The 23939-nt window shown below is 73.2% G+C and carries 24 protein-coding genes; 11 read left to right on the forward strand and 13 right to left on the reverse strand.

The window, feature by feature from the left end; genetic code table 11:
* The gene (allB, locus tag TNCT1_RS10345) at nt 1-1338 is read right to left on the reverse strand and encodes an allantoinase AllB (protein WP_143630564.1); all 1338 of its coding nucleotides are present in this window, start codon (nt 1336-1338) and stop codon (nt 1-3) included.
* Between the two features lie 273 nt (nt 1339-1611).
* On the opposite strand from allB, the gene TNCT1_RS10350 reads away from it, so the two are divergent.
* The gene (locus tag TNCT1_RS10350; RefSeq protein WP_143630565.1) at nt 1612-2406 is read left to right on the forward strand and encodes an IclR family transcriptional regulator; all 795 of its coding nucleotides are present in this window, start codon (nt 1612-1614) and stop codon (nt 2404-2406) included.
* A 315-nt stretch (nt 2407-2721) separates the two neighbouring features.
* Here TNCT1_RS10350 and TNCT1_RS10355 read toward each other — a convergent pair whose 3' ends face one another.
* Nucleotides 2722-3009 carry a DUF5955 family protein gene (locus tag TNCT1_RS10355; RefSeq protein ID WP_174266243.1) on the reverse strand — a complete coding sequence of 96 codons (288 nt, stop codon included), beginning with the start codon at nt 3007-3009 and terminating at the stop codon, nt 2722-2724.
* A 156-nt stretch (nt 3010-3165) separates the two neighbouring features.
* Here TNCT1_RS10355 and TNCT1_RS10360 point away from each other — a divergent pair, with 156 nt between their 5' ends.
* Entirely contained in the window at nt 3166-3777 is a 612-nt protein-coding gene (locus TNCT1_RS10360) for an NTP transferase domain-containing protein (RefSeq protein ID WP_143630567.1), read from the forward strand.
* A gap of 184 nt (nt 3778-3961) precedes the next feature.
* A complete protein-coding gene (aceB, locus tag TNCT1_RS10365; RefSeq protein ID WP_143630568.1) occupies nt 3962-5587 on the forward strand; it encodes a malate synthase A in 1626 nt (541 codons plus the stop codon).
* Nucleotides 5588-5675: 88 nt separating this feature from the next.
* Here aceB and TNCT1_RS10370 read toward each other — a convergent pair whose 3' ends face one another.
* A complete protein-coding gene (locus tag TNCT1_RS10370) occupies nt 5676-6590 on the reverse strand; it encodes a HipA family kinase (protein ID WP_143630569.1) in 915 nt (304 codons plus the stop codon).
* Between the two features lie 172 nt (nt 6591-6762).
* Here TNCT1_RS10370 and TNCT1_RS10375 point away from each other — a divergent pair, with 172 nt between their 5' ends.
* Nucleotides 6763-7896 (forward strand): PP2C family protein-serine/threonine phosphatase, encoded by a 1134-nt coding sequence (locus TNCT1_RS10375; RefSeq protein WP_174266229.1) that lies wholly within the window; start codon nt 6763-6765, stop codon nt 7894-7896.
* Between the two features lie 279 nt (nt 7897-8175).
* A complete protein-coding gene (locus TNCT1_RS10380; RefSeq protein ID WP_235902505.1) occupies nt 8176-8550 on the forward strand; it encodes a hypothetical protein in 375 nt (124 codons plus the stop codon).
* An 88-nt stretch (nt 8551-8638) separates the two neighbouring features.
* On the opposite strand, the gene TNCT1_RS10385 is transcribed toward TNCT1_RS10380, so the two are convergent.
* Nucleotides 8639-10141: an IucA/IucC family protein gene (locus TNCT1_RS10385; RefSeq protein ID WP_143630571.1), complete on the reverse strand. Its 1503-nt coding sequence runs from the start codon at nt 10139-10141 to the stop codon at nt 8639-8641.
* Between the two features lie 122 nt (nt 10142-10263).
* Here TNCT1_RS10385 and TNCT1_RS10390 point away from each other — a divergent pair, with 122 nt between their 5' ends.
* From TNCT1_RS10390 to TNCT1_RS10400, 3 genes are read left to right on the forward strand one after another with little or no spacing between them, the layout of a single operon-like run.
* Nucleotides 10264-11778: an IucA/IucC family protein gene (locus tag TNCT1_RS10390; RefSeq protein WP_143630572.1), complete on the forward strand. Its 1515-nt coding sequence runs from the start codon at nt 10264-10266 to the stop codon at nt 11776-11778.
* 9 nt (nt 11779-11787) lie between these two features.
* A complete protein-coding gene (locus TNCT1_RS10395; protein WP_143630573.1) occupies nt 11788-13050 on the forward strand; it encodes a VWA domain-containing protein in 1263 nt (420 codons plus the stop codon).
* Nucleotides 13050-13853 carry a hypothetical protein gene (locus tag TNCT1_RS10400; protein WP_143630574.1) on the forward strand — a complete coding sequence of 268 codons (804 nt, stop codon included), beginning with the start codon at nt 13050-13052 and terminating at the stop codon, nt 13851-13853. The genes TNCT1_RS10395 and TNCT1_RS10400 overlap by 1 nt, the downstream gene beginning before the upstream one ends.
* A 64-nt stretch (nt 13854-13917) precedes the next feature.
* Here TNCT1_RS10400 and TNCT1_RS10405 read toward each other — a convergent pair whose 3' ends face one another.
* The gene (locus TNCT1_RS10405) at nt 13918-14577 is read right to left on the reverse strand and encodes a helix-turn-helix domain-containing protein (protein ID WP_143630575.1); all 660 of its coding nucleotides are present in this window, start codon (nt 14575-14577) and stop codon (nt 13918-13920) included.
* A gap of 81 nt (nt 14578-14658) precedes the next feature.
* Here TNCT1_RS10405 and TNCT1_RS10410 point away from each other — a divergent pair, with 81 nt between their 5' ends.
* The 3 genes from TNCT1_RS10410 to TNCT1_RS10420 all read left to right on the forward strand — a co-directional run bounded on the left by TNCT1_RS10410 (nt 14659) and on the right by TNCT1_RS10420 (nt 17308).
* Complete coding sequence (locus TNCT1_RS10410; RefSeq protein WP_143630576.1) at nt 14659-15870, forward strand: pyridoxal phosphate-dependent aminotransferase; 1212 nt, start codon at nt 14659-14661, stop codon at nt 15868-15870.
* A 95-nt stretch (nt 15871-15965) separates the two neighbouring features.
* Entirely contained in the window at nt 15966-16565 is a 600-nt protein-coding gene (locus tag TNCT1_RS10415) for a histidine phosphatase family protein (protein WP_143630577.1), read from the forward strand.
* 110 nt (nt 16566-16675) lie between these two features.
* Complete coding sequence (locus TNCT1_RS10420; RefSeq protein WP_143630578.1) at nt 16676-17308, forward strand: hypothetical protein; 633 nt, start codon at nt 16676-16678, stop codon at nt 17306-17308.
* A 157-nt stretch (nt 17309-17465) separates the two neighbouring features.
* Here the strand turns inward: TNCT1_RS10420 and TNCT1_RS10425 are convergent, their stop codons facing one another.
* The 8 genes from TNCT1_RS10425 to TNCT1_RS10460 all read right to left on the reverse strand — a co-directional run bounded on the left by TNCT1_RS10425 (nt 17466) and on the right by TNCT1_RS10460 (nt 23790).
* On the reverse strand, nt 17466-17867 hold the full coding sequence (locus TNCT1_RS10425) for a helix-turn-helix domain-containing protein (protein ID WP_143630579.1): 402 nt from the start codon (nt 17865-17867) through the stop codon (nt 17466-17468).
* Between the two features lie 226 nt (nt 17868-18093).
* The gene (locus TNCT1_RS10430) at nt 18094-19419 is read right to left on the reverse strand and encodes a nucleobase:cation symporter-2 family protein (RefSeq protein ID WP_143630842.1); all 1326 of its coding nucleotides are present in this window, start codon (nt 19417-19419) and stop codon (nt 18094-18096) included.
* Nucleotides 19420-19715: 296 nt separating this feature from the next.
* On the reverse strand, nt 19716-21095 hold the full coding sequence (locus tag TNCT1_RS10435) for an 8-oxoguanine deaminase (protein WP_143630580.1): 1380 nt from the start codon (nt 21093-21095) through the stop codon (nt 19716-19718).
* A gap of 119 nt (nt 21096-21214) precedes the next feature.
* On the reverse strand, nt 21215-22138 hold the full coding sequence (pucL, locus tag TNCT1_RS10440; protein WP_143630581.1) for a factor-independent urate hydroxylase: 924 nt from the start codon (nt 22136-22138) through the stop codon (nt 21215-21217).
* A gap of 4 nt (nt 22139-22142) precedes the next feature.
* Entirely contained in the window at nt 22143-22538 is a 396-nt protein-coding gene (uraH, locus tag TNCT1_RS10445; protein WP_143630582.1) for a hydroxyisourate hydrolase, read from the reverse strand.
* A gap of 4 nt (nt 22539-22542) precedes the next feature.
* Nucleotides 22543-23055, reverse strand: a complete 513-nt coding sequence (uraD, locus tag TNCT1_RS10450; protein ID WP_143630583.1) for a 2-oxo-4-hydroxy-4-carboxy-5-ureidoimidazoline decarboxylase — start codon at nt 23053-23055, stop codon at nt 22543-22545.
* A 118-nt stretch (nt 23056-23173) separates the two neighbouring features.
* Nucleotides 23174-23542: a helix-turn-helix domain-containing protein gene (locus TNCT1_RS10455; RefSeq protein ID WP_143630584.1), complete on the reverse strand. Its 369-nt coding sequence runs from the start codon at nt 23540-23542 to the stop codon at nt 23174-23176.
* The gene (locus TNCT1_RS10460) at nt 23539-23790 is read right to left on the reverse strand and encodes a hypothetical protein (RefSeq protein WP_143630585.1); all 252 of its coding nucleotides are present in this window, start codon (nt 23788-23790) and stop codon (nt 23539-23541) included. The genes TNCT1_RS10455 and TNCT1_RS10460 overlap by 4 nt, the downstream gene beginning before the upstream one ends.
* Nucleotides 23791-23939: the final 149 nt, after the last annotated feature.

The following is a 23939-nucleotide window of genomic DNA, read 5'->3' on the forward strand; positions in this document are numbered from 1 at the left end:
TCAGGGGGTACGGGTCAGCAGCCGGCCCTTCGGTTCGGTGAACTCGCCGTCGGCGACGATCCGTTCGCCGCGCAGCCAGGTGGACTTCACCACGCCGGACAGGGTGCGGCCGGCGTAGGCGGTGACCCGGTTGCGGTGCTGGAGCCCGGCCGGGTCGACGGTGAAGGTCTCGTCGGGGGCGAGGACGGCGAAGTCGGCGTCGCGGCCGGCCTCGATGGCGCCCTTGCGGGCCAGGCCGGCCAGGGCGGCCGTCCGGGTGGACATCCAGCGGACGACGTCCTCCAGGCCGTGGCCGCGCCGGCGGGCCTCGGTCCACACGGCCGGCAGGCTGAGCTGGAGGCCGGAGATGCCGCCCCAGGCGGTGGCGAAGTCGGCCGTCTTGAGGTCGGCGGTGGAGGGCGAGTGGTCGGTGACGACACAGTCGATGGTGCCGTCGGCGAGGGCCTGCCAGAGCAGGTCCTGGTTGGCGGCCTCGCGGATGGGCGGGCAGCACTTGAACTCGCTGGCGCCGTCCGGGACTTCCTCCGCCGTCAGGGTGAGGTAGTGCGGGCAGGTCTCCACCGTCAGGCGCACGCCCTCGGCGCGGGCGGCCGCGATCAGCGGGAGCGCGTCGCTGGAGGAGAGGTGCAGCACGTGCACGCGCGCGTCGAGGCGTTTCGCCTCCGCTACGAGGGTGGCGATGGCCGAGTCCTCGGCGTCGCGGGGGCGGGAGGCGAGGAAGTCGGCGTACCTGGGGCCGCCGTGCTGCGGGGCGGCGGCGAGCCGGTGCGGGTCCTCGGCGTGCACGATCAGCAGGCCGCCGAAGCCGGCGATCTCGCTCAGGGAGCGGGTGAGCCGCTCCTGGTCGAGGTGCGGGAACTCCTCGACGCCGGACGGGGAGAGGAACGCCTTGAAGCCGAAGACCCCGGCGTCGTGCAGCGGGCGCAGGTCCTTGACGTTGCCGGGCAGCGCGCCGCCCCAGAAGCCGACGTCGATGTGCGCCTTGTCGGCCGCGACCTCCTGCTTGACCCGCAGGTTCGGCACCGTGGTGGTGGGCGGCAGGGAGTTGAGGGGCATGTCGACGAGCGTGGTGATGCCGCCGGCCGCGGCCGCGCGCGTCGCCGTCCAGAAGCCTTCCCACTCGGTGCGGCCGGGGTCGTTGACGTGTACGTGGGTGTCGACCAGGCCGGGCAGCAGCACGTGGTCGCCGAAGTCCTCGAGGCGCGCCCCGGCCGGTACGGCGGCGTCGTACGGCAGCACGGCCGTGATGACGCCGTCGGACACGGTGACCGTGGCGGCCCGTGTTCCCTCCGGTGTGATGACGCGCGTCGAGCGCAGCACCAGTTCAGCCTCGGACACCCGGACCCCTCTCTCTGCCGCCGTTCACGCCCAGGAAACGGGATGTACATCCACGTAACGGACTTCAACGTTCTGTTGAAGGAGTCTTCACTCCCGGTCCTCCGCCGTCAAGGGGCAGACTTTCCACCGGCGGCGCGGGCACGACAGCCCTGGACGTTTCCACAAAGCGGAATTAGAATTCCGATGAGCAGAACGTAGCTACGTACAAGCAGGGAGTCAACCGGCCGCCGGGTAGGCTTCTGCCCTCCCCGCCAGCCCCGAAAGGAACGTGCCGTGCCGACGTCCAGCGCCAGCACCACCGACTCCGCCAAGTCCTCCGCCGGCGGCGGGGTCCAGTCCCTGGAGCGCGCCTTCGACCTGCTGGAACGGATGGCGGACGCGGGTGGCGAGGTCGGCCTGAGCGAGCTGTCCGCGACCAGCGGGCTGCCGCTGCCCACCATCCACCGGCTGATGCGCACCCTGGTGGCCTGCGGTTACGTGCGCCAGCAGCCGAACCGCAGGTACGCGCTCGGCCCGCGGCTGATCCGGCTCGGCGAGTCGGCGTCCCGGCTGCTCGGCACCTGGGCGCGGCCCTACCTCGCCCGGCTGGTGGAGGAGACCGGCGAGACGGCGAACATGGCCCTGCTCGACGGCGACGAGATCGTCTACGTCGCCCAGGTGCCGTCCAAGCACTCGATGCGGATGTTCACCGAGGTGGGGCGCCGGGTGCTGCCGCACTCCACGGGGGTCGGCAAGGCCCTGCTGGCCGGCGTCCCCGACGACGAGGTCCGCGCCCTGCTCTCCCGCACCGGCATGCCGGCCGCGACGGAGAAGACCATTACCACGCCCGACGGCTTCCTGGCGGCCCTGGCCGACGTGCGCCGCCAGGGGTATGCGGTGGACGACAACGAGCAGGAGATCGGCGTCCGCTGCCTCGCGGTGCCCGTGCCCGACTCCCCCACGGCGGCCGCGATCTCCATCTCCGGCCCGGCCGGACGGGTCACCGAGACCGCGACCGAGCGGATCGTGCCGGTACTGCAGGGCATCGCCGTGGAACTCTCCGAGGCACTGGCGAGCTCGGGAGCCTGACCCTCCACGACCGACGCACCCGGCCGCCGGCCGCGAGCAGCCGACGCCGAGTGCGCCGAACGCGACCGGCCCGGCACGACCGGCCCGCCGACGCCCGGCGCCCGGGTGCGCCGTGGCGGCGTCGAACGCCCTGTCCAGCGAAGGGAGCCGCCCGGCAAACGCCCCACGGCGGGCGCGAAACCCACAGGACGCCGAGCGGTCATCGCCACGCACGGCTCGGCCGCGAGCTTCGTGCCCGACGGTTCGGCCGAGAGCACGCACCGGACGCCGCGGGGCCCGCCCTCCGGGCGGACGACGGGACTTTGCGGACACGACCTAGCGTCGGGGCGGCCCGCCGAACTGGTCCACCGCTTCCCTGACCTCCGCCAGGCCGCGCGCCAGCGCGCTGACCGAGCCGATCGCACCCGCGATCAGCAACAGGGAGCGGCGCAGCCGGGGGGTCTCGGGAGTGCCGCCCGCGGCCATCGCCGCGAGTGCGGCCAGTTCGTCCTCGGCTATCCCCCGGTCGGGGAAGTCCGCCGGAAGCGCGGCGAGTTCGCGGCGCAGCCGGGAGACCGCGGTCCGCAGCCCCGCCACCCGCACGTCCTCGTCGCCGCCGGTCACCGGCATCTGCTCCAAGCTCCGCGACACAGCCCTCCCCCTCACACGCCGTCGTGCGCGGGTCAGTTAACGCCACGCCGTCCGGCGGCGCCACCGCACGGGCCGAAATTCAGCCCAAGGGGCCCGGCCGGCGCGGCCCGCTTCGGGTATGCAGGACGCATGACGGACAACCAGGACGGACACGGGGAGCAGGTCGCCGGCCTGCTGCTGGCCGCCGGCGGCGGCAGAAGGCTCGGCGGGCGGCCCAAGGCGCTGCTGGAACACCGGGGCCGACCCCTGGTCGAACACGCGGTCGAGGTGCTGCGCGTGGCCGGCTGCCGGCGGATCCACGTGGTGCTCGGCGCGGCGGCGGACGACGTCCGGGCCCGGGCGGACCTGAGCGGCTGCCTCACGGTCGGCAACCCCGGCTGGGCCGAGGGCATGGGCTCGTCCCTGCGTGCCGGACTGGATTCACTGGCCGGTACCGGCGTGACCGCGGCCCTGGTGAGCCTCGTCGACCAGCCGGGCATCGGACCGGCCGCCGCGGCCCGGGTGCTGGAGGCCTTCGAGGACGAGAACTCGCTGGTCTCGGCCGCCTACGAGGGGGTGCGCGGGCATCCGGTGCTGTTCGGCGCGGCGCACTGGGCGGGCATCACCGCCTCCGCCACCGGCGACCGCGGAGCCCGCGCCTACCTGCGGGAGCACGCGGCGGCGCTCAGGCTGGTGGAGTGCGCGGACGTGGCCGAACCGTACGACATCGACACCGAGGCGGACCTGAGCCACCTGGAGTGAACGCGGTGGCACCGAGCGCCACCTTGCCTCGACCCGGAGATTCTCGACATCAACAAACCATTGAAGTTCCACGATGAGGAAACTACTATCCACTGCTCAGAAGCGCCCGGTCGCACAGCGGGCGCACTTCGTCCATTTCGTGCCACTTGGCACCCGGTGCCACCGCTGAAGGAAGTGACAGCTCATGTCCGCACCAGCGCCGTCTCCGCTGGCCATCGTCGACGCCGAGTCCCTGCCCCGGCAGGAGGAGGTCCTCACCGACGCGGCGCTCGCCTTCGTGGCGGAGCTGCACCGGCGGTTCACCCCGCGCCGTGACGAACTCCTCGCCCGCCGGGCCGAGCGCCGCGCCGAGATCGCCCGCACCTCGACCCTCGACTTCCTCCCGGAGACGGCCGCCGTGCGCGCGGACGACTCCTGGCGGGTCGCCCCGGCCCCGGCCGCGCTGAACGACCGGCGCGTCGAGATCACCGGCCCCACCGACCGCAAGATGACCATCAACGCGCTCAACTCCGGCGCGAAGGTCTGGCTCGCCGACTTCGAGGACGCCTCTGCGCCGACCTGGGAGAACGTCGTCCTCGGCCAGGTCAACCTGAGCGACGCCTACACCCGGAACATCGACTTCACCGACGAGCGCACCGGCAAGACCTACGCCCTGCGCCCCGCTGAAGAGCTGGCGACCGTCGTCATGCGCCCGCGCGGCTGGCACCTGAACGAGCGGCACCTCGTCGACGCCGACGGCAAGCCGGTGCCCGGCGCGCTGGTCGACTTCGGCCTGTACTTCTTCCACAACGCCCAGCGGCTGCTGGACCTCGGCAAGGGCCCGTACTTCTACCTGCCGAAGACCGAGTCGCACCTCGAGGCCCGGCTGTGGAACGACGTGTTCGTCTTCGCGCAGGACTACGTCGGCATCCCCCAGGGCACCGTCCGCGCCACCGTCCTGATCGAGACGATCACGGCGGCGTACGAGATGGAGGAGATCCTCTACGAACTCCGCGACCACGCCTCGGGGCTGAACGCCGGCCGCTGGGACTACCTGTTCTCCATCGTGAAGAACTTCCGCGACGGCGGCCCGAAGTTCGTGCTGCCGGACCGCAACGCGGTCACGATGACCGCGCCGTTCATGCGGGCGTACACCGAACTGCTCGTCCGCACCTGCCACAAGCGCGGCGCGCACGCCATCGGCGGCATGGCGGCGTTCATCCCCTCCCGGCGCGACGCCGAGGTCAACAAGGTCGCCTTCGAGAAGGTCCGCGCCGACAAGGACCGCGAGGCGAACGACGGGTTCGACGGCTCCTGGGTCGCCCACCCCGACCTGGTCCCGATCGCCATGGAGTCCTTCGACAAGGTGCTCGGCGACCGGCCGAACCAGAAGGACCGGCTGCGCGAGGACGTCCACGTCGAGGCCGCCGACCTGATCGCCGTCGACTCGCTGGAGGCGAAGCCGACCTACGCGGGTCTCGTCAACGCCGTGCAGGTCGGCATCCGTTACATCGAGGCCTGGCTGCGCGGGCTCGGCGCGGTCGCCATCTTCAACCTGATGGAGGACGCGGCCACCGCGGAGATCTCCCGCTCCCAGATCTGGCAGTGGATCAACGCGGGCGTCGAGTTCGAGAACGGCGAGAAGGCCACTCCGGAACTGGCCCGCAAGGTCGCGGCGGAGGAACTGGCGGCCGTCCGCGAGGAGCTCGGCGAGGAGGCCTTCGCGGCCGGGCACTGGCAGCAGGCGCACGACCTGCTGCTCCAGGTGTCCCTCGACGAGGACTACGCCGACTTCCTGACCCTGCCGGCGTACGAGCGGCTGAGGGGCTGACCGAGGCCGGCCGGCGGCCCGGGCGGATCCCCGGGCCGCCGGCCGGGCGAAGCGCACCGCGCCGGTCAGCCGAAGCGCACCGCGTCGGTCAGCCGAAGTGCACCGCGCCGTCCTGCTCCACCCCCGGCCGGCCGTGCAGGTCGGGGACCCGCTTGAGCCAGTCCGGACGGCCCCGCTCGGTCCTCGCCGCGCGGGCGGCCTCCTCGGCGGCCAGTTCCGCGCGGCTCGGGAAGTCGGTGGGCAGCCAGTCGGCCGACAGCCGTACCCGTTGCAGGAGGTAGTCGACGTAGGCGGCCCGTACGTCGTCGGGGGCCGCGAAGCCGGCGTCCTCGGCCAGCCAGGCGTCCGGCACCTCGGCGACGATCCCGCGCAGCAGCTCCTCGGTCACCCGCGGCGCCAGTTCCGCGTCGGCGGCCCGTACGTCGGGACCGTAGTGGCCGAGCGCGTGGTGGCGGAAGTCGTAGCGCTTGCCCGGGGTGGTGGTGTCCCAGCGGTGGTGGAAGACGAGCGCGGCGCCGTGGTCGATGAGCCACAGGCGCGGCGGGACCGTGCCGAGGGTGGGCCACACCATCAGGTTGGAGCTGTGCACCGTGCGGTCCACGTTGACGGTCAGCGCGTCCAGCCAGACGATCCGGCCCGCCTCCAGCGGGTCCACCGCGAAGGACTTCGCGACCTCAGGGGTGAAGTCGGCGGCGCCCGGCAGGTAGTCCATGCCGAGGTTGACGCCCGCGCTGGCGCCGTGCAGCTCGCGGACCTCCTGGTGCGGCTCGGCAGCGGCGATCGCCGGATCGAAGTGGACGAGGACCAGTTCGGGGAAGCGCAGGCCGAGCGCCCGCGCGAGCTCGCCCACGATCACCTCGGCGACCAGCGCCTTGTGCCCCTGCGCCGAGCCGGTGAACTTCACGACGTAGGTGCCGAGGTCGTCGGCCTCGACGACGCCGGGCACGGAGCCGCCCGAGTGCAGCGGCGCCACGTAGCGGGCGGCGGTGACCTCCCTCAGCATCGGCCAGAGCTCCGCGGCTCGTTCACCGTACGTTCCACGACCAGCTCCAACGCGATGCACCCCGGGCAGTGGACCCGGGTCCCCGCGGCGGGGACCCGTGAAGTCCGAACGCCATCGTCGCACAGCGCGGCCGCGCTCGCCGATCGTTGTCCGGCGGTGCACTGTGGGGAGCGTGGGTTCCCGGCAGCGGCTCCTTCACGGCCTCGGACGCGTGCGGCGGTCACGGCACACCGTGCTGCTGCTGCCGGTCGCGCTCATCGTCCTGATCACGGTCGCGGACGTCGTCACCCCGTCCGACGTCGTCCTGAGCCCGCTGCTGGTGATCGCGCCCGCGCTCACCGCGTGGTCCAGGGGCCCCTGGACCACGGGCGGCATCGGAGTCCTGGCGCTGGCGGCCCAGGCCTTCATCGGCCGGCACTCCAGTGTGCTGACCTCGCGGGGCGAGATCGTGCAGCTCATCGCGCTGGCGGTGCTGACCGCGCTGATCGTGGCCCTGTGCGCGGCCAGGGAGCGGCGCAGCCGCCAGCTGGCCCAGGTCCGCTCGGTCGCCGAGGCCGCCCAGCACGTCCTGATGTGGCCCCTGCCCAAGCAGCTCGGGCCGCTGCGGCTCGCCTGCCTGTACCTGGCCGCCGCCGACGAGGCCGAGATCGGCGGCGACCTCTACGCGGCCGCGCGCACCGAGGACGCGGTCCGCGTGGTCATCGGCGATGTGCGGGGCAAGGCCCTGCCCGCGATCGGCGAGGCCGCCCTCGTGCTCGGCGCGTTCCGGGAAGCGGCCCACCAGCACGAGGGGCTGCCCGAGCTGGCCTTCGCGCTGGAGCGGAGCGTCGCACGCTACCTCGCCGACTTCGAGCCCCTGGACGAGGCCGGGGAGCGCTTCGTCACGGCGCTGCTGCTGGAGATCCCCGACGAGGAGCCGATCGTCCGCATGACCAGTTGCGGGCACGTGGCGCCGCTCCTGCTCCATCCGGGCGGCGCCGTGACCGCGCCCGAGCTGCGTCCCGCGCCGCCCCTGGGCGTCGGCCTGACCGACGCCGGGGACCACCCCCTGGACGTCCTGCCCTTCGGGCCCCACGACACGCTGCTGCTGTACACCGACGGGGTCGTGGAGGCCCGCGACCACGACGGAGCCTTCTACCCCCTCACGGACCGCGCCGCCCAGTGGACCGACAGCTCTCCCCAGGCGCTGATCCAGCACATCCGGCGCGATCTGATCGCCCACACGGGCGGGCGCCTCGGCGACGACGTCGCCCTCATCGCCCTGCGCCGCGCACCGGCGCACACGCGCTCCCACGTCCCCTCCTGAACGGACGGGCCCGGGCGGGCCGGAGCGTGGCCGCGCGAAGGTAAGCACCGGGCGAAAAAAGCTGTCCGAATGCCGGACCCCATACGTCCCGGCGCCGGTCCGGCCGGGTCGTACGGCCGTGTACTCACCGTCCGCACGCCGACCTATTACGCCATGATTACCCGCCTCCCCGGCGGCGGCCCGCTCGTCCGGGGCGGAGGACTAGCGTGGTGACTGCACGAAGCGCTCCGCACGATCCGGGTTCCTGACGGGTCGTACTTCTACCGGATGGAGGCCGCAATGTACGTGCACCCACGTGTGTTCGCCGCGTCAGCCGTGTCCGCCGCGCTGCTCTGCGCCGGCGCGGGACCGGCGCTGGCCGCCTCGACGCCGCCGCCCCGCCCCGCCTCGATCACGGTCAAGGCCAGCCCCACGACCGTGAAGGCCGGGCACACGGTCCGGTTCGCCGGACACACCACCGGCATCCGGGCCGGATCCGCGGTACGGCTGCAGGTGGACAAGAACGGCAAGTGGATCCCGCTCCATGTGAACTCCAAGGTGAAGAAGGGCAACACCTTCGCCCTCTCGACCCGGTTGCACATGAAGGGAAGCCAGCACTTCCGCGTCGCCGCGGGCCGCACCCACTCGCCGACCGTCAACGTGACGGTGCAGTAGGCCGCCGACCCACCGAGGGGGCGGGAGCCCCCGGTGCGCGGCCGTCCGGGCGGACACGGATCCTCCGCCCGGGCGGCCGCCGCGTGCGTCAGCGGCCGGCCAGCGGGTTCGGCACGGGCAGGTAGCGGGCGGCGGCGCCGTCCGCGCCGGTCCAGCGCAGCAGCAGGTTGGTCTTGCCGGGGAGGGTGGGCGAGGCCAGCAGGGCGGGGATCTCGGGCAGGTCGTGGCGGGCCAGTTCACGGCGGGCCGCGGGCCAGGGGTCGAGTCCCGGGTGGTGCTCGGCGAGTGCCCCGGCGATCTCGGTCAGGTTGTTGACGACCAGGCAGTACACCAGCCGCTCCCAGCCGGCTGCCCGGGAGACGTCCGGGAGCAGTTTGACGCCCTCGGCGTCCCGGAACAGGGCCTGCACGGGCAGGCCCGCCCGGTCCACGGCGACCAGGGTGTTCTGCAGGTGCGCCTCCAGGACGACGCCGTGGCCGGCGAAGGCCGTCAGGACGGGCGGCACGACCTGCCGCAGGTACGCCTCCCACCAGGCCCCGGGGTCCTTCGCGGCGGCCAGCGGGCTGCCCTCGAACCCCTCGGCCAGCCCGGCGGCGAGCAGCGCGGTGGCGCCGGGCAGGAGGGCGTCGCGCAGGCCGCCGCGGACCAGCACGGCCAGTTCCTCGAAGGCGAAGGCGGCGGTGCGGTAGCCGCGGTCGGGGAGCCAGGCGGCGGGCGGGCCCATCGCGCGGAACGCGCCTTGCACGGCGGTGTCGGCGCGGGTCAGTGCCAGCAGGTCGTGGCGCCACAGCCGGCGGATGTCGTTGGTGATGCGCACGTCCAGGCTGAACTTCAGGAACAGGTCGCGCCGTGGCTCGTACACCGTGCGGATCGCCGCCGTGGGCCAGGTGTCGAAGCCGGTGGCGCCGAGCCCGACCAGCCTGCCGTCGGCGAACGCGGGGGCCAGGGCGTGGGCGACGAGGTCGAGCTGCCACGGGTGGGCGGGCAGCAGCCGGTAGCCGGGCGGGGCGGTGCCGAGGGCGTCCAGGGCGCTGGTGTCGCCCTCCTCGGCCACCTGGTCCTCGCGCACCCCGAGCAGCGCGAGCGGGAAGCGGGCGTGCGCCTCGGGGGCGTACGGCAGCCAGGCAGCGGACGGGCCGCCGCCCCGCGCCTTGGGGGCCGGGTGGCAGGGGTGGCCGGTGATCAGGGACTGCTCGGAGCGCAGGTAGGGGTCCGCGGGCGCCGTCGCCCGGGCCCGGGCCGCGAGCAGGGCGGCGACGGTCTCCCGGCTGTCGAGCATCTCGGCGGGCAGGTCGTCGCACGGTCGGCCGGTGTGCCGGCGCAGCTCCTCGGCGACCAGTTTGACCAGCTCGGCGTGGTCGAGGCGGTGCCAGGCCCCGGCCGCGTGTACCTCCGGGCCGGCGGGCCGGCGGCCGGCCCGCACGCGCAGCAGCCGGCCGGTGCCGGGCAGCCGGAAGACCCGGTGTTCCCCGGCGGGCGGCAGCGGCTCGGCGACCTCCCGCAGCAGGCAGTTCAGCAGGGGGGCGGCCGCGTAGGCGTCGGCGCGCCGTCCTGCTTCGTCACTGGGAGGCTTGAGGTCCACGCGATCCACTCGTCCGTCGTCGGGGCCGCTCGTGCCGGCCCGCCGGTTCGGTGCCGGGGGCCGGTGGCGATCAGTATCTCTGCCGTACCCGACAATCGTCCCCCGAGCCGGCCTTTCCCGAGGAGCCGAACGTGTACGACTCAGTCACCGCCGAGGCGGGGCTGGCCGAGGAGCTGGCCTCCGTCCGGCCCGGTCTGCTGCCCCGGTACCGGGCCGCGCTGCCCGGCGCCCGGGCGGCGGTGCTGACCCGGCTGTGGCGGGCCCTGGCGTACGAGCCGCTGCCGTGGATCTCCCGCCGCACCGGTTCGGGGCACGGCCTGGTGCTGCGGCTCGCCGACGGCCGGGACCTGGCGGGGCCGCCGGCGGACCCGTACGCGACCGCCGGGTACGTCACGTCCGTACGCCTCGGCCGGGAGCGCTACGACGACCCGGCGCGCCTGATGACCGACCTCGCGGTGCCGCACGCCGCCGGTTTCGCGGCCGAGCTGGCGCACAGCACGGCGTCGCTGGCCCTCTCCCGGGCCGGCGCGGACCCGGCGCGGAGCCGGCCGGAGCGGGACTGGGAGTGGGAGCAGCGGGTGACGGACGGTCATCCCTACCATCCCAACTGCCGTTCCCGGCCCGGTTTCTCGGTGGCGGACCAGCTGGCCTACGCACCGGAGCACGCTTCGGTGGTGGAGCTGGGGACGGTCCCGGTGGCGGCGGAGCGGTGTCTGCTGTCGGGCGAGTGGCCGGACGAACTCCGGTACGGGGGGCGGCTGTTGCTGCCGGTGCATCCCTGGCAGGCGGACCATGTGCTCAAGCGGCCGTACGACCCCTGGCGGTCCGCGCATCCGCTGATGTCGCTGCGGACGCTGGCCCTGCCCGGCGGGCCCCACGTCAAGACCGCGCTGAGCGCCCGGCTGACCTCGTCGGTGCGGGACATCTCCCGGTACTCCGTCGAAGTGGCGGCGGCCCTGTCGGAGTTCGCGACGGACCTGGCGGGCCGCACCGGCGGCCTGCTGCACATCACCCGCACGCTGGGCGCGGTCACCGCGCACTCCCCCGATCTGGCCGCACTGCTGCGGGAGCCGCCCGCCGCGTACGCGGGCCCCGGCGAGCGGGTGCTGCCGGTCGCGGCGCTGCCCGGCACCGGTCTGCCGGGCTCCCCCGCCTGGCTGGCCGCTTTCGCCCGGCTGGCGCTGACGGTGGGTCTGCGGCTGCTGGACCTCGGTGTGGCCCTGGAGGCCCACGGCCAGAACCTGCTGGTGATCACTTCGGCGGACGGCACCCCGTTGCGGCTGGTCTACCGGGACCTCGCCGACATCCGGATCAGTCCCGCCCGGCTGACCCGGCACGGCGTCACCCCGCCCCCGCTGACCGGGCGTCTGGTCACGGACGACGAAACGGCCCTGCGCCGCAAGCTGTTCGGCTCGCTGGTGGCCGGCGCCCTCGCCGGCACGGCGGGCTCGGCGCCGGCGCTCGGGGCGGCGCTGGCGGCGGCGCTGCCCGCGCTGCCGGACACGCCCGACCTCGCCGTCCTGCGCGAAGGCCCCCTGCCCGCCAAGGCGCTGACGCTGATGCGGCTGTCCCCGGAGACCCCCGGCGACCAGTGGACCGCGCTGCCCAACCCGCTCGTTTTGGAGCCCGGCACCCGAGATCAATAAGATCCGCCGATGATCAGAAGACAACGGCTGGCGGCGGGAGTGTGCGCTCTCCTCGCCGCCCTGACGGCCGGGCTCGCGTTCCCCGCCGGGGCCGTAGCCGACGAGACGGAACAGTCCGCCCCGAAGGTCGAACTGGTGCTGGACGTCAGCGGTTCCATGCGGACACGGGACATCGACGGCGGTACCCGGATGGCCGCGGCGAAGCAGGCGTTCAACGAGGTGCTCGACGCCACGCCGGAGGAGGTCGAGCTCGGCATACGCACGCTCGGCGCCGACTACCCGGGCAACGACCGCAAGACGGGCTGCAAGGACACCGCGCAGCTCTACCCGGTCGGACCGCTGGACCGGACCGAGGCGAAGACCGCGGTGGCCACCCTGGCCCCGACCGGCTGGACGCCGATCGGTCCCGCGCTGCTGAAGGCCGCCGGCGACCTGGACGGCGGTGAGGGCGCCCGCCGTATCGTCCTCATCAGCGACGGCGAGGACACCTGCCAGCCGCTGGACCCGTGCGAGGTGGCCCGCGAGATAGCGGCCAAGGGCATCGGGCTGACCATCGACACCCTCGGCCTGGTCCCGGACGCCAAGACCCGCGACCAGCTCAGCTGCATCGCGGACGCGACCGGCGGCACCTACACCTCCGTGCGGCACAAGGAGGAACTGAGCGACCGTGTCGGGCAGTTGGTCGACCGGGCGGCCGATCCGGTGGTGACGCCGGTGGTCACCGAGGGCGCCGGCGAGTGCGCCGCGGCGCCGGCCCTGAAGTCCGGTCTCTACACCGACCGCGAGGAGTTCGGGCAGCAGCGCTGGTACAAGGTCGAGGTGAACCCGGGCCAGGAGCTGCGCGCCTCCGTGAGCGTGGCGGACGACCGGGCCGTCCACCCCGACTACGGGGTCCTGCTGCGGGCGGTGACGCTGCACGGCCGGGAGATCGTGCGCGGTGAGGCGGCGGGCAACGGCCGCACCGACGTGATCTCCACGGGCCTGCGGTACCCGAGGCCCGCGAGCGACGACGACGAGGCGACCGCGGAGACCGTGTGCCTGCAGGTCACCAACTCCTTCTCGGCCGCCGCGGGTGTCAAGACGACCCCGGGTCTGCCGCTGGAGCTGACCGTGGACGTGGTGGACGGGCCGTCGAAGGCGAGCGACGTGGCGGCCTTCGGTCTCGGCCGCGGCTGGTGGCTGCTCGGCGCGCTGGTGCTGGCCGGCTTCGTCGCCGGTCTGCTGTGGGGCTGGCTGTCACGCTGGCGGGTCGCGGTCTGGAGGACCAACTGATGCGAATCACACGTGCGCTGGGCGCCGCGCTGCTGGCGCTCGGCCTGGCCGCCGGTCCGGCGGCCGCAGACTCCACGCCGTCGCCGAGCGCCTCGGACGACGGCAAGGCGCCCACCCGGGCGGGCACCTCCTTCCGCACGGCGACGGAGCTGGAGCTGGGGCAGCGGGCCACCGCGTCCGGCTCCGCCGGCGACTACCTGTACTGGTCGTTCCCGGCGGACGCGGAACAGCGCCCGACGGTCGAGGCGACGGTGCGGCTGCCGCGGACGCACGGCACGCAGACCTGGCAGATCGACGTCTACGACGGTCTGCGCCGCCGCCAGTCCTGCCAGTACGGCGCCGCGACCCGCACCGCGGGGCAGGGGACGTCCTCGGTCGAGCTGGCCTGCGTGCTGCGCACGGTGCGCGCCTGGGCGGAGCCGTGGGCCAACGACCCGCTGCCGGGCACCTATTACGTGCGGCTGACGGTGGTGGACCTGGCCTCGTCCGACCTCGGGCAGCCGGTGAGCACCGAGGTCCGCGTCGGCTCCAAGGACATCGGCGGCGCGGCGGCTGTGGACGGCTCGCTGGCGAAGCCGCTGGTCCCCGGGATCGCGGCCGAGTCACGGGCCGGTGAGCAGGACGGCTCCAAGCCGGCGGTGCTGTCGGGCATCGAACCGGACGGCGGCTGGTCCTCCGGCTGGTGGTCCGACCGCTGGGTGTGGACCGCGATCGGCGGAGTGCTGGCCGCGCTCGCCGGCATCGGCGGCTACGCGCTCACGCGCGGTTCGGGGCGCCCGTCCCGGGTACCGCCGTCCGTCTGATCCACGGACGCGTCCGGCTCGCAGACGAAGGCCCGCCGCCCCGGCGGGCCTTCCGCGTCTTCGCTCACGGGCCGCCCGGGCCGGCCTCCCGCCGTCCGGTCCCCTCCCGCAGCGCCTCGGCGAGCGCGCCGTCGCCGGTCACGGTGATCTGCCCGGCCCGGACGGCGTCCGCCGGCGTCAGCTCGCCGCGGCAGACGGCCGCGCAGGTCGCCGAGTCCAGCACCAGCCGCGCGTCCACCGGGCCGGGCGCGGGCCCGTCCCCGTAGGCAGGGCCGTCCCCGGCGCCCAGGTGGAGATGGAACTCGCCCTCCTCCAGCAGGACTTCGACGACCCCTTCGCCCTCCAGGGCCCGCAGCAGGGGCAGCGCGGACCAGTGCGCGCGGACCGCGTCCGTGGGCCGCCGCTCCCCCAGTTCGTTCTCGCCCCACTTCCCCAGGGCCTGCAGCACGGGCAGCAACGCGCGTCCGCGCTCGCTGAGTTCGTACACGTAGGCCGCGCCCGGCGGGGGCAGCCGCCGCCGGGTGGCGATGCCGTCGCGTTCCATGTCCTTCAGCCGGGAGGCGAGTACGTCCGTGCTCACGCCGGGCAGGTCGGCGTGCAGGTCCGTGTAGCGGCGCGGACCGGCCAGCAATTCCCGGACGATCAGCAGGGTCCAGCGGTCGCCCACGAGGTCCAGGGCGCGGGCTGCTGAGCAGTACTGGTCGTAGCTTCGGCGAGGTGACATGCGGCGCAGTCTAGACGGGTTGTTGGACTTTCCAAGCTCACGCTTGGTAAAACCAAGCAACACGAGTTCCCGGAGGGGCGCATGGAGTTCCGGCAGTCGAACAAGCTCAGCGAGGTCTGTTACGAGATCCGCGGCCCGGTGATCGAGCACGCGGACGCGCTGGAGGAGGCGGGTCACAGCGTGCTGCGCCTGAACACGGGCAACCCGGCGCTGTTCGGCTTCGAGGCGCCCGAGGAGATCCTCCAGGACATGATCCGGATGCTGCCCCGGGCGCACGGCTACACGGACTCGCGCGGTGTCCTGTCCGCCCGCCGCGCCGTGGCCCAGCGCTACCAGACCCTCGGCCTCGCGGTCGACGTCGACGACGTGTTCCTCGGCAACGGCGTCTCGGAGCTGGTCTCCATGGCCGTACAGGCGCTGGTCGAGGACGGCGACGAGATCCTCATCCCCGCCCCGGACTTCCCGCTGTGGACGGCGGTGACGACGCTGGCCGGCGGCAAGGCGGTGCACTACCTCTGCGACGAGCGGGCCGACTGGAACCCGGACCTGGCCGACCTGGAGTCGAAGATCACCGACCGCACCAAGGCCGTGGTGATCATCAACCCGAACAACCCCACCGGCGCGGTCTACCCGAAGGAGGTGGTGGAGGGCATCCTCGGCCTCGCCCGCCGGCACGGCCTGATGGTCCTCGCCGACGAGATCTACGACCAGATCCTCTACGACGACGCCGTCCACCACTCCGCCGCCGCCCTCGCCCCCGACCTGGTGGTCCTCACCTTCTGCGGCCTGTCGAAGACGTACCGGGTGGCCGGCTTCCGCTCCGGCTGGCTGGTCGTCACCGGGCCCAGGCAGCACGCGAAGGACTACCTGGAGGGCCTGACGATGCTGGCCTCCATGCGGCTGTGCGCCAACGCGCCCGCGCAGTACGCCATCCAGGCCGCGCTCGGCGGCCGCCAGTCCATCCGTGACCTCACCGCGCCCGGCGGACGGCTGCACGAGCAGCGCACCGTGGCCTGGGAGAAGCTCAACGAGATCCCCGGGGTGTCCTGCGTGAAGCCCAAGGGCGCGCTGTACGCCTTCCCGCGCCTGGACCCCAAGGTGCACCGGATCCACGACGACGAGCGGTTCGTCCTCGACCTGCTGCTGCGCGAGAAGATCCAGGTGGTCCAGGGCACCGGCTTCAACTGGCCCGCGCCCGACCACTTCCGCATCCTCACCCTTCCGCACGCACAGGACCTGGAGGCGGCGATCGGCCGGATCGGCCGCTTCCTCGGCGGATACCGGCAGGGGTAGCGGCGGCCGTCCGGACCGACCCGGCCTGCGGACGTCCTGAGCGGTGTGAAACCGTGCTGGAGCATGCGCTGAAGATCAGCAAGAAGGGCGTTGACGTGGGTGACCTTTTGCTTGTCCGGCACGGAGAGACCGAGTGGTCGCGCTCCGGGCGGCACACCGGCCGGACCGATGTGCCCCTGACGGAGCACGGCCGGGAGGAGGCGCGCCGGCTGGCGCCGCTGGTCCGCTCGCACCGCATCGGCGCCGCGTTCGTCAGCCCGCTGCAGCGGGCCCGGGAGACCGCCGCGCTCATCGGCGTCCGCGACGCCCGGGTCGACGCCGACCTGTGCGAATGGGACTACGGCGGCTACGAGGGCGTGACCACGGTGGAGATCCAGCGCGAGCGGCCCGACTGGTTCCTGTTCACGGACGGGGTCGCGCCGGGCCCGCCGGATCATCCCGGGGAGAGCCCGGAGGAGGTCGGGGCGCGGGCGGACCGGATGCTCGGCAAGGTGGACGCCGCCCTGGCGAACACCGAGGGTGTGGTGCTGCTGATCGCCCACGGCCACTTCCTGCGGGTGCTCACCGCGCGACGGCTGGGGCTGCCGCCGCAGCACGGGGCGCTGTTCCAGCTCGCGACCGGCGCGCTGGGCCGGCTCGGCACCGAGCACGGGCGGCCCGTGGTCGCGGGGTGGAACGTCCGGGTGCCCGAATGACCGGCCCCGCCTCCTGAGCCGGGCCCGTTGTCGGACCCCCGTCGTACGCTCGGGAAACGAGCCGCCGGTCCGGTGACCGAGGGATCCGGCGCCGTGGAAGGGGGCTCGCCGTGTCACGTCCGCCGACCGTCGCGCAGCGGCGGCTGATCGAGGCCGCCGATCCGGTGACCGGGCGGCTGCGGGGCACGCGGGCGCAACTGGAGGCGCTGGTGCGGCGGGGGCTCGCCTTCCGCCATCCGCGGCCGCCGCACGACCACTTCCTCACGCCCGCCGGGCACCGGGTGCGCGAGGCGGAGCCGCAGGCGCCGCCCGTCGCCGGGGAGGCGGAAACCGATGGCGGCGGGGGCTTCGCCGCGCGCGTCGGCGGCGAGGAGCGGGCGCCGGTGTCCGCGGCCGCCCGGCTGCGTGAGGTGCACAGCGCCTGGCAGGGGCTGCTGGAGCTGCGCCGGATGACCAACCCGGACGGCGCGACCGGCCGCCCGTGCGGCTGGGAGCGTACCCACCTGGTGCGGGCCGCCGCGCTCGCCCTGGAGGCGGCGGGGCACCGCCCGGCGGGCCCGGACGGCGACGGCTACCGGGTGCGGGCCACACCGCAGCCGGAGGCGGTCGCCGTGTACGGCCCCGACGAGCCGTTCCTGCGGGCGTGCGCGCAGACGCTGGAGCGGGCCGGCTGGCAGGCCGGCGCGTACACGGAGCCGCGGACGCGGGTGCGCTATCTGCTGGCGTCGCCGCGGCGGGCGTGAGCCGCGGGCACGGCCGCGCCCGCGCGTGTCCGGCGATGGACGTGCGGCGCCGAGCGGCGTCGTGCACGACCGCGACGCGCCGCGGTCCGCGCCGTCCTCCCCGAAGACCTCCGGACAGCAGGCCCTGGGGTCTTTCGACCGATCCGGGCGAGAGGACTCAAGCGTCGAGCAGCCCGGGCGGGTGCTCGGTGTCGTAGCGGGCCCGGGCCTCGGCGACGTACGCACGGTTGCGCTCGGCCCAGTGGGCCAGCCTGCGCAGCGTCGGCTGCAACTCGCGGGCGGCCGGCGTGAGCCCGTACTCCACCTTCGGCGGGACCGTCGGGTGCACGGTGCGCGTGACCAGGCCGTCGCGCTCCAGGTGGCGCAGGGTCAGGGAGAGCATGCGGCGGCTGATGCCCTCGATGCCGCGTTCCAGCTCCGTGAACCGGACGGGCCCCGCGGCGGCGGCCACGAGGATCTGTACGCTCCACTTGCCGGCCACCCGGTCGATGACCTCACGGACCGGGCAGGCGTCCGCGTCCGCCGCCCGGACGGTGACACCGGTGTTCCTGCGCGACATCGGGACTCCTTCCGCCCGCCGGTCCGCACGCTCGCCCACACAGCCCCGTCGCGCCCGTGACCGGCGACGGCGGCATCGCCACGAACATAACCCCGCCGCCCGCCCTGCGCCGTTCCGCGCATCGGCCGCCGACTATGGCGGCCCGGACGAAAGCGCGGCGCCACGGCGGCGGGAGGCGGCGCGGGGCCGTGGGCCGCCGCGCCGCCTCCCGCCGCACGCGTCCCGCTCAGTGGGCGGGAGCCAGTTCCTCGCCCGACTCCATCGGATGGGTGACGTCGGCGGCGTCCCGGCTCCGGCCCAGGTGGTTGAAGACCAGGTTGAGGAGGACCGCGGTGAGGCACCCGGTGGAGATCCCGGAGTCCAGGACGATCTTCGCGGTGTCCGGGAAGGCGTGGTAGAACTCCGGCGCCGTGATCGGGATGATGCCGACGGCCAGGGACACGGCGACGATCAGGACGTTGTTGTCCCGCTCCAGGCCGGCCCGGACCAGGGTCTGGATGCCGCTGGCCGCGACCGAGCCGAACAGCACGACGCCGGCGCCGCCGAGGACCGGGCGGGGCACGACCGCGATGAGCGAGGCGGCCATCGGGCACAGGCCCATCAGGACCAGGAAGCCGCCGCCGACGGCGACCACGAAGCGGCTGCGGATCCTGGTCATGGCGACGAGCCCGATGTTCTGCGCGAAGGCGCTGCACATGAAGCCGTTGAAGAGGGGGCTGAGGGCCGAGCCGAGGGTGTCGGCGCGCAGGCCGGCCGCGATGGTCCGCTCGTCCGCGGGCCGTTCGACTATCTCGCCCAGCGCCAGCATGTCCGCCGTCGACTCGGTCATCGACACCACCATCACCACGCACATCGACAGGATCGCGGCGATGTGGAACTGCGGGGCGCCGAAGTGGAACGGGGTCGGGAAGCCCACCACGGCCGCCTTCGTCACCGGGGCGAAGTCCGTGACGCCGAAGGGTATGGCTATCAGGGTGCCCGCCATCAGGCCGAGCAGGACCGCGATCTGCTTGACGAAGCCGCGTGTGAAGCGGCGCAGCAGCAGCACGATCAGCAGGGTGACGCCGGCCAGGGTGAGGTTGGTGGCCGAACCGTAGTCGTGGGCGGCCGGGTTCGGGCCCTGTGCCCAGTTGAAGGCGACCGGGAGCAGCGAGACGCCGATCAGGGTGATGACCGTGCCGGTGACGACCGGCGGGAAGAAGCGGACCGCCTTGCAGAAGACGGGGGCCGCGAGGAAACCGAGGAGGCCGGCGACGATGACCGCGCCGAAGATCATCGGCAGGGCGTCGGACTTGTCCTTGGCGGAGGCGACGATCGCCGTCATGGGTGCGACACCGGCGAAGGTGACCCCGTTGACGAAGGGCAGCCGGGCGCCGATCTTCCAGACGCCGAGGGTCTGCAGGAAGGTCGCGAGACCGGCGGTGAAGAGACAGGCTCCGGTGAGGAAGGTGAGGTCGGTGCCGGACAGGCCTACGGCCGCGCCGACGATCAGGGGCGGGGCTACGACTCCCGCGTACATGGCGGCCACGTGCTGCAGGCCGCTGGTCGCCATCTTCAGGGCGGGGAGTTTCTCGTCCACGGGGTGGACGGACTGCTCGTCGGTGTCGACGGGGTGGGCGGACACGGCGGCTCCTCCGGTCGGTGGGACACGTCGGCTCTGACGCGGTTTCAGGGAGGTGGTGCGCGGCGGTCGTGCGGGACCGGTGGGCCCCCAGGGGGGCCGCGAACGGAGACCGTTCCGGGGCGCGCGCCTTCACGCGCGCCCCGGAGCCGGCCGCTGCGGACCCCCCTGGGGTCCGCCGCTGCCGGCCGGGAGCCGTCCCTCCCGGCCGGAGTTCCGGAGTCGGCTCAGCCCTGGGCGGCGATGCGCGCCAGACGCCGGGCCTCGTCCCGCGTGGAGCGGGCGACGGCGTCCTCGTCGACGGTCAGCAGGCGGCCGTCCTCGACGATCTGCCGGCCGTTGACGAAGGAGGCGGTGACCGGGGCCGCCGCGCCGAAGACCAGGGCGGTCACCGGGTCGGCGATGGAGGCGTGGGCGAGGGTGTCCAGCTTCCACAGCACCAGGTCGGCCAGCTTGCCCGGCTCCAGCGATCCGGTCTCGGCGCCGCGGCCGAGCACCTGGGCACCGCCGTGGGTGCCCAGGCGCAGCGCCTGCCGGGCGTTGAGCGCGGCCTCGCGGTGGGCGCCGAGGCGGTTGATGAGCAGCGCGTTGCGCAGTTCGGTGTGCAGCTCACCCGACTCGTTGGACGCCGTGCCGTCGACGCCGAGGCCGACGGGCACGCCGGCCTTCAGCATGTCGGGGACGCGGGCGATGCCGGCCGCGAGGCGGGCGTTGGAGGAGGGGCAGTGCGCCACACCGGTACGGGTCCGGGCGAAGGCGGCGATGTCGGAGTCGTTCATGTGGACGCAGTGCGCCATCCACACGTCCTCGCCCAGCCAGCCGGTGGACTCGAAGTAGTCGGTCGGGCCCATGCCGAACAGCTCGTGGCAGAACTTCTCCTCCTCCATGGTCTCCGAGCCGTGGGTGTGCAGCCGGACTCCGAGTGAACGGGCCAGTTCGGCGCCCTGCCTGAGCAGTTCGGTGGAGACGGAGAAGGGGGAGCAGGGGGCGACGGCGACCTGGGTCATGGCGTCGAAGGAGGAGTCGTGGTGCTCCTTGACGGTCGCCTCGGTGGCGGCGAGGGCGCCTTCGAGGGACTCGACGGCGAAGTCCGGGGGCAGGCCGCCGTCCTTCTCGCTGCGGTCCATGGAGCCGCGGGCCAGGGTGAAGCGGACGCCCGTCTCACGGGCGGCGCGGATGATCGCGCCGGACAGGTCGCCGGAGCCGCGCGGGTACACGTAGTGGTGGTCCATGGCGGTGGTCACGCCGCCGCGGGCCATCATCGCCAGCGAACCCCGGGCGGCCGCGTCGACCATCGGTTCGTCGATACGCGCCCAGGTCGGGTACAGCGCGACGAGCCAGTCGAAGAGGTTGTGGTCCGTGGCCAGGCCCCGGGTGATCCACTGGTAGAAGTGGTGGTGGGTGTTGACCAGGCCGGGGGTGACGAGGTGCCCGGTGGCGTCGATACGGCGTACGACGTTCTCCAGGCCCTCGGGGGCCTTGCCCGCGCCGACCGCCTCGATGCGGTTGCCGGCGATGACCAGGTACCCGGAGGCGTACTCGGTGTCGTCGGCGTCGACGGTCGCGATCGAACAGTTCTGGATGACGATGCGCTGGGCTGCTGCCATGATTCGTCCTTTTCGCTCAGCGGACTGAAATGGTTGGGCACGGCAGGACCCTGGAGGATTTGAGTGCCGTGACCGGGAACCTGGGTTCCCCGGTCACGGGTGCCGAGAGGGTGGTGCGGCTAGAGGTTGGTGAGGTCCACCGGAATGCGCGGCTCGCAGCCGTCCCGCAGCACGGTGGCCTCGATCAGGCCGTAGGGCCGGTCGGCGGCGAAGTAGACCTCGTTGTCGTTCTTCAGCCCGAAGGGCTCGAGGTCGACCAGGAAGTGGTGGCTGTTGGGCAGCGAGAAGCGGACCTCGTCTATCTCGCCGCGGTTGTTGATGATGCGCGAGCCCATCTGGTACAGCGTCTGCTGCAGCGACAGGGAGTACGTCTCGGCGAAGGCCTGGAGCATGTGCTTGCGCACCTGCTCGTAGGACTTCTCCCAGTTGGGCATCTTCTGCTCGTCGTCGGTCCAGTTGAAGCGCCAGCGGCCGGACACCGAGGTGGCCAGGATGCGGTCGTAGGCCTCCCGCAGCGTGGTGTACTTGTCCTTGACGTAGCCCCAGAACTCGGAGTTGGTCGAGTTCATCACCGTCAGGTCCTTCAGGCCCGAGACGACCTCCCATGACGAACCGTCATAGGTGACCTGCGCCAGCCGGGTCTCCTGGCCCTTGCGCACGAACGAGTGCTTGACCTCGTCCGCGCCGATGAACTTCGAGTTGGCGTCGGAGGTCTCGATCCGCTCCCAGGCGTACTCCTCGATGCGGATGCGGGCGCGGTGTATGGCCGGCTGCGAGGTGACGAAGTGGCGGGCGAGGTGGATGCCGAACTGCTCGGCCGACTCGATGCCGTGTTCCTTGGCGAAGGCGAACACCGTGTTCTTGGTGGTGTCGGTCGGCAGGACGCTGGCGTTGGAGCCGGAGTAGTGGACCTCCTCCATGTCGCCGCTGAGGGCCACGGAGACGTTCAGGTCCTTGATGTGGTGGGTGGCGCCGTCCCGCGTGATCTTTACGACTCGGTTCTCGGCCTTGCCGTACTGGTTCTGTCCCAGGATGGTGGGCATTTAGCTAGCTCCCTCGGTAAACGGAGTAGCCGAACGGGTTGAGCAGCAGCGGTACGTGGTAGTGCTCGCCCGGTACGACGGCGAACGTGATCGCCACCTCGGGGAAGAACACCGCGGGCCCGCTGTCCCGATTCGCGGGGGCGTCCTGCTGCGCATCGGCTTGCTTCTTCTCGAAGTACGGCTCCACGGCGAAGTCGAGCCGTACGTGGGTGGTGTCCTCCGGCAGCGCCGGCAGGTCCTTGCACCGGCCGTCGGCGTCGGTCGCCGAGCCGCCGAGCGCCTGCCAGTCGGCGTCGCGGCCCGGGCGGGCGGCGAGCCGGACGGCGACGCCCTCGGCGGGGCGGCCGGCGGAGGTGTCCAGGATGTGCGTGGACACGGAGGCGGTGGTGCTGGTGCTCATGGTGTCAGGCGTCCTCTTCGACGAGTCGGGCCAGGCGGATGCGGTTGATCTTCCCCAGCTCGGCGCGGACGATCTCCCGTTCCCGCTCGGGCGGGTTGCCGATCCGTTCCCGGGCCGCGTCCCGCATCTCCGCCGCACCGCGGCCGGTGGCGCAGATGAGGAAGACGTGGCCGAACCTCTCCTGGTAGGCCAGGTTGAGTTCGAGCATCTCGGCCTTGAGTTCGTCGGTGGCGCCGGCCATGCCGCGCTGCTCCCTGGCGGAGGTCGGATCGCCGGGCGCGGGGCGGCCGATCGGCGGGTGGCCGGCCATCGCCTCCGCCAGGTCGGCGGCGCTCAGCGCGGCCGTCGCGGCGTCGCTCGCCCGGTGCAGGTCGGCGACGGTGGCGTACGGCCGGCCGGCCAGCAGCCGCCGGGCCCACTCGGTGGAGGCGCACGCCTCGTGGAGGGCGGCGAGGGCCGCGCGCTCCTCCAGGACGTTGAACCGGGCCAGGCCCGGGGGCGTGGAAGTCGTAGTCACGGGAGCCTCCGTGGCCGGAAACGGCCTTCGTGCTGAACGGGCTGCCCAGTAGCTAACGCCCTCGGAAACACGGCGTCAACACTTTGTTGAAAATTCCGGGTTACATCCCGGACGGCCCTCAGCCCTCCTTCTCCCGGTTGAGGTAGTTGTACACGGTGAAGCGGCTGACGCCGAGAGCGCCGGCCACGGTCTCCACGCCGTGCCGGACGGAGAAGGCGCCGCGCGCCTCCAGCACGCGCACCACCTCCTGCTTGGCCTTGCGGTCCAGATCGGCCAGGGGCATGCCCTTCCTGCGCTCCATGGCGGCGAGGATGTGGTCCAGGGAGTCGGCGAGCTGCGGCAGGCGCACGGCGACCACGTCGGCGCCCTCCCAGGAGAGCACGACGTCGTCGGGGCCGGCCTCGTCGGGCGGGAGCAGCTCCCCGCCCATGGCGTCGACCAGCGGCTTCACGGCCGCGATGAAGGACTCGTCCCCGGTGCCGGTCACTCCCCGTCCTCCCCGACCACGTTGACCTGCAGCGAGATCCGGGTGGCGCCGGCCTCCAGGGACTTGCGCAGCAGCGCGTCCACGGCCGTCAGCACGCGGTCCGCACCGCCCTCGGCCGTGTTGCCGAACGGACCGACGTCCACGGCGTCCAGTTCGGCCGCCTCGATGACCGCGCGGGCCGCCAGGGCATGCTCGGGCGCCTCCTCGAGGTCGAAGGGCTCGGTCGTGAACTCCACTCTCAATCGCACGGGCTCAACCTAACCCCCGGCCCCGGCCCCTGGGCAGGCCCGGCAGGACCCGCGCGGACTCCTCGGCGCCGGCCCCGCGGACGACACCCCTTGACAAGCGGCGAGACCCACAGGCAGTCTTCCGTTAAGCAGAAATAAACTTCCACATT

The sequence above is a fragment of the Streptomyces sp. 1-11 genome (assembly GCF_007176755.1).
In the GTDB taxonomy this organism is placed as follows: domain Bacteria; phylum Actinomycetota; class Actinomycetes; order Streptomycetales; family Streptomycetaceae; genus Streptomyces.

Bases quoted from the DNA above. Each gene is read 5' to 3' on its own strand.
- TNCT1_RS10360 (WP_143630567.1), top strand. From the start codon at position 3,166: ATGACGGACAACCAGGACGGACACGGGGAGCAGGTCGCCGGCCTGCTG.
- aceB (WP_143630568.1), top strand. From the start codon at position 3,962: ATGTCCGCACCAGCGCCGTCTCCGCTGGCCATCGTCGACGCCGAGTCC.
- TNCT1_RS10370 (WP_143630569.1), bottom strand. From the start codon at position 6,590: ATGCTGAGGGAGGTCACCGCCGCCCGCTACGTGGCGCCGCTGCACTCG.
- TNCT1_RS10380 (WP_235902505.1), top strand. From the start codon at position 8,176: ATGTACGTGCACCCACGTGTGTTCGCCGCGTCAGCCGTGTCCGCCGCG.
- TNCT1_RS10395 (WP_143630573.1), top strand. From the start codon at position 11,788: ATGATCAGAAGACAACGGCTGGCGGCGGGAGTGTGCGCTCTCCTCGCC.
- TNCT1_RS10400 (WP_143630574.1), top strand. From the start codon at position 13,050: ATGCGAATCACACGTGCGCTGGGCGCCGCGCTGCTGGCGCTCGGCCTG.
- TNCT1_RS10405 (WP_143630575.1), bottom strand. From the start codon at position 14,577: ATGTCACCTCGCCGAAGCTACGACCAGTACTGCTCAGCAGCCCGCGCC.
- TNCT1_RS10410 (WP_143630576.1), top strand. From the start codon at position 14,659: ATGGAGTTCCGGCAGTCGAACAAGCTCAGCGAGGTCTGTTACGAGATC.
- TNCT1_RS10425 (WP_143630579.1), bottom strand. From the start codon at position 17,867: ATGTCGCGCAGGAACACCGGTGTCACCGTCCGGGCGGCGGACGCGGAC.
- TNCT1_RS10430 (WP_143630842.1), bottom strand. From the start codon at position 19,419: ATGGCGACCAGCGGCCTGCAGCACGTGGCCGCCATGTACGCGGGAGTC.
- TNCT1_RS10435 (WP_143630580.1), bottom strand. From the start codon at position 21,095: ATGGCAGCAGCCCAGCGCATCGTCATCCAGAACTGTTCGATCGCGACC.
- pucL (WP_143630581.1), bottom strand. From the start codon at position 22,138: ATGCCCACCATCCTGGGACAGAACCAGTACGGCAAGGCCGAGAACCGA.
- uraH (WP_143630582.1), bottom strand. From the start codon at position 22,538: ATGAGCACCAGCACCACCGCCTCCGTGTCCACGCACATCCTGGACACC.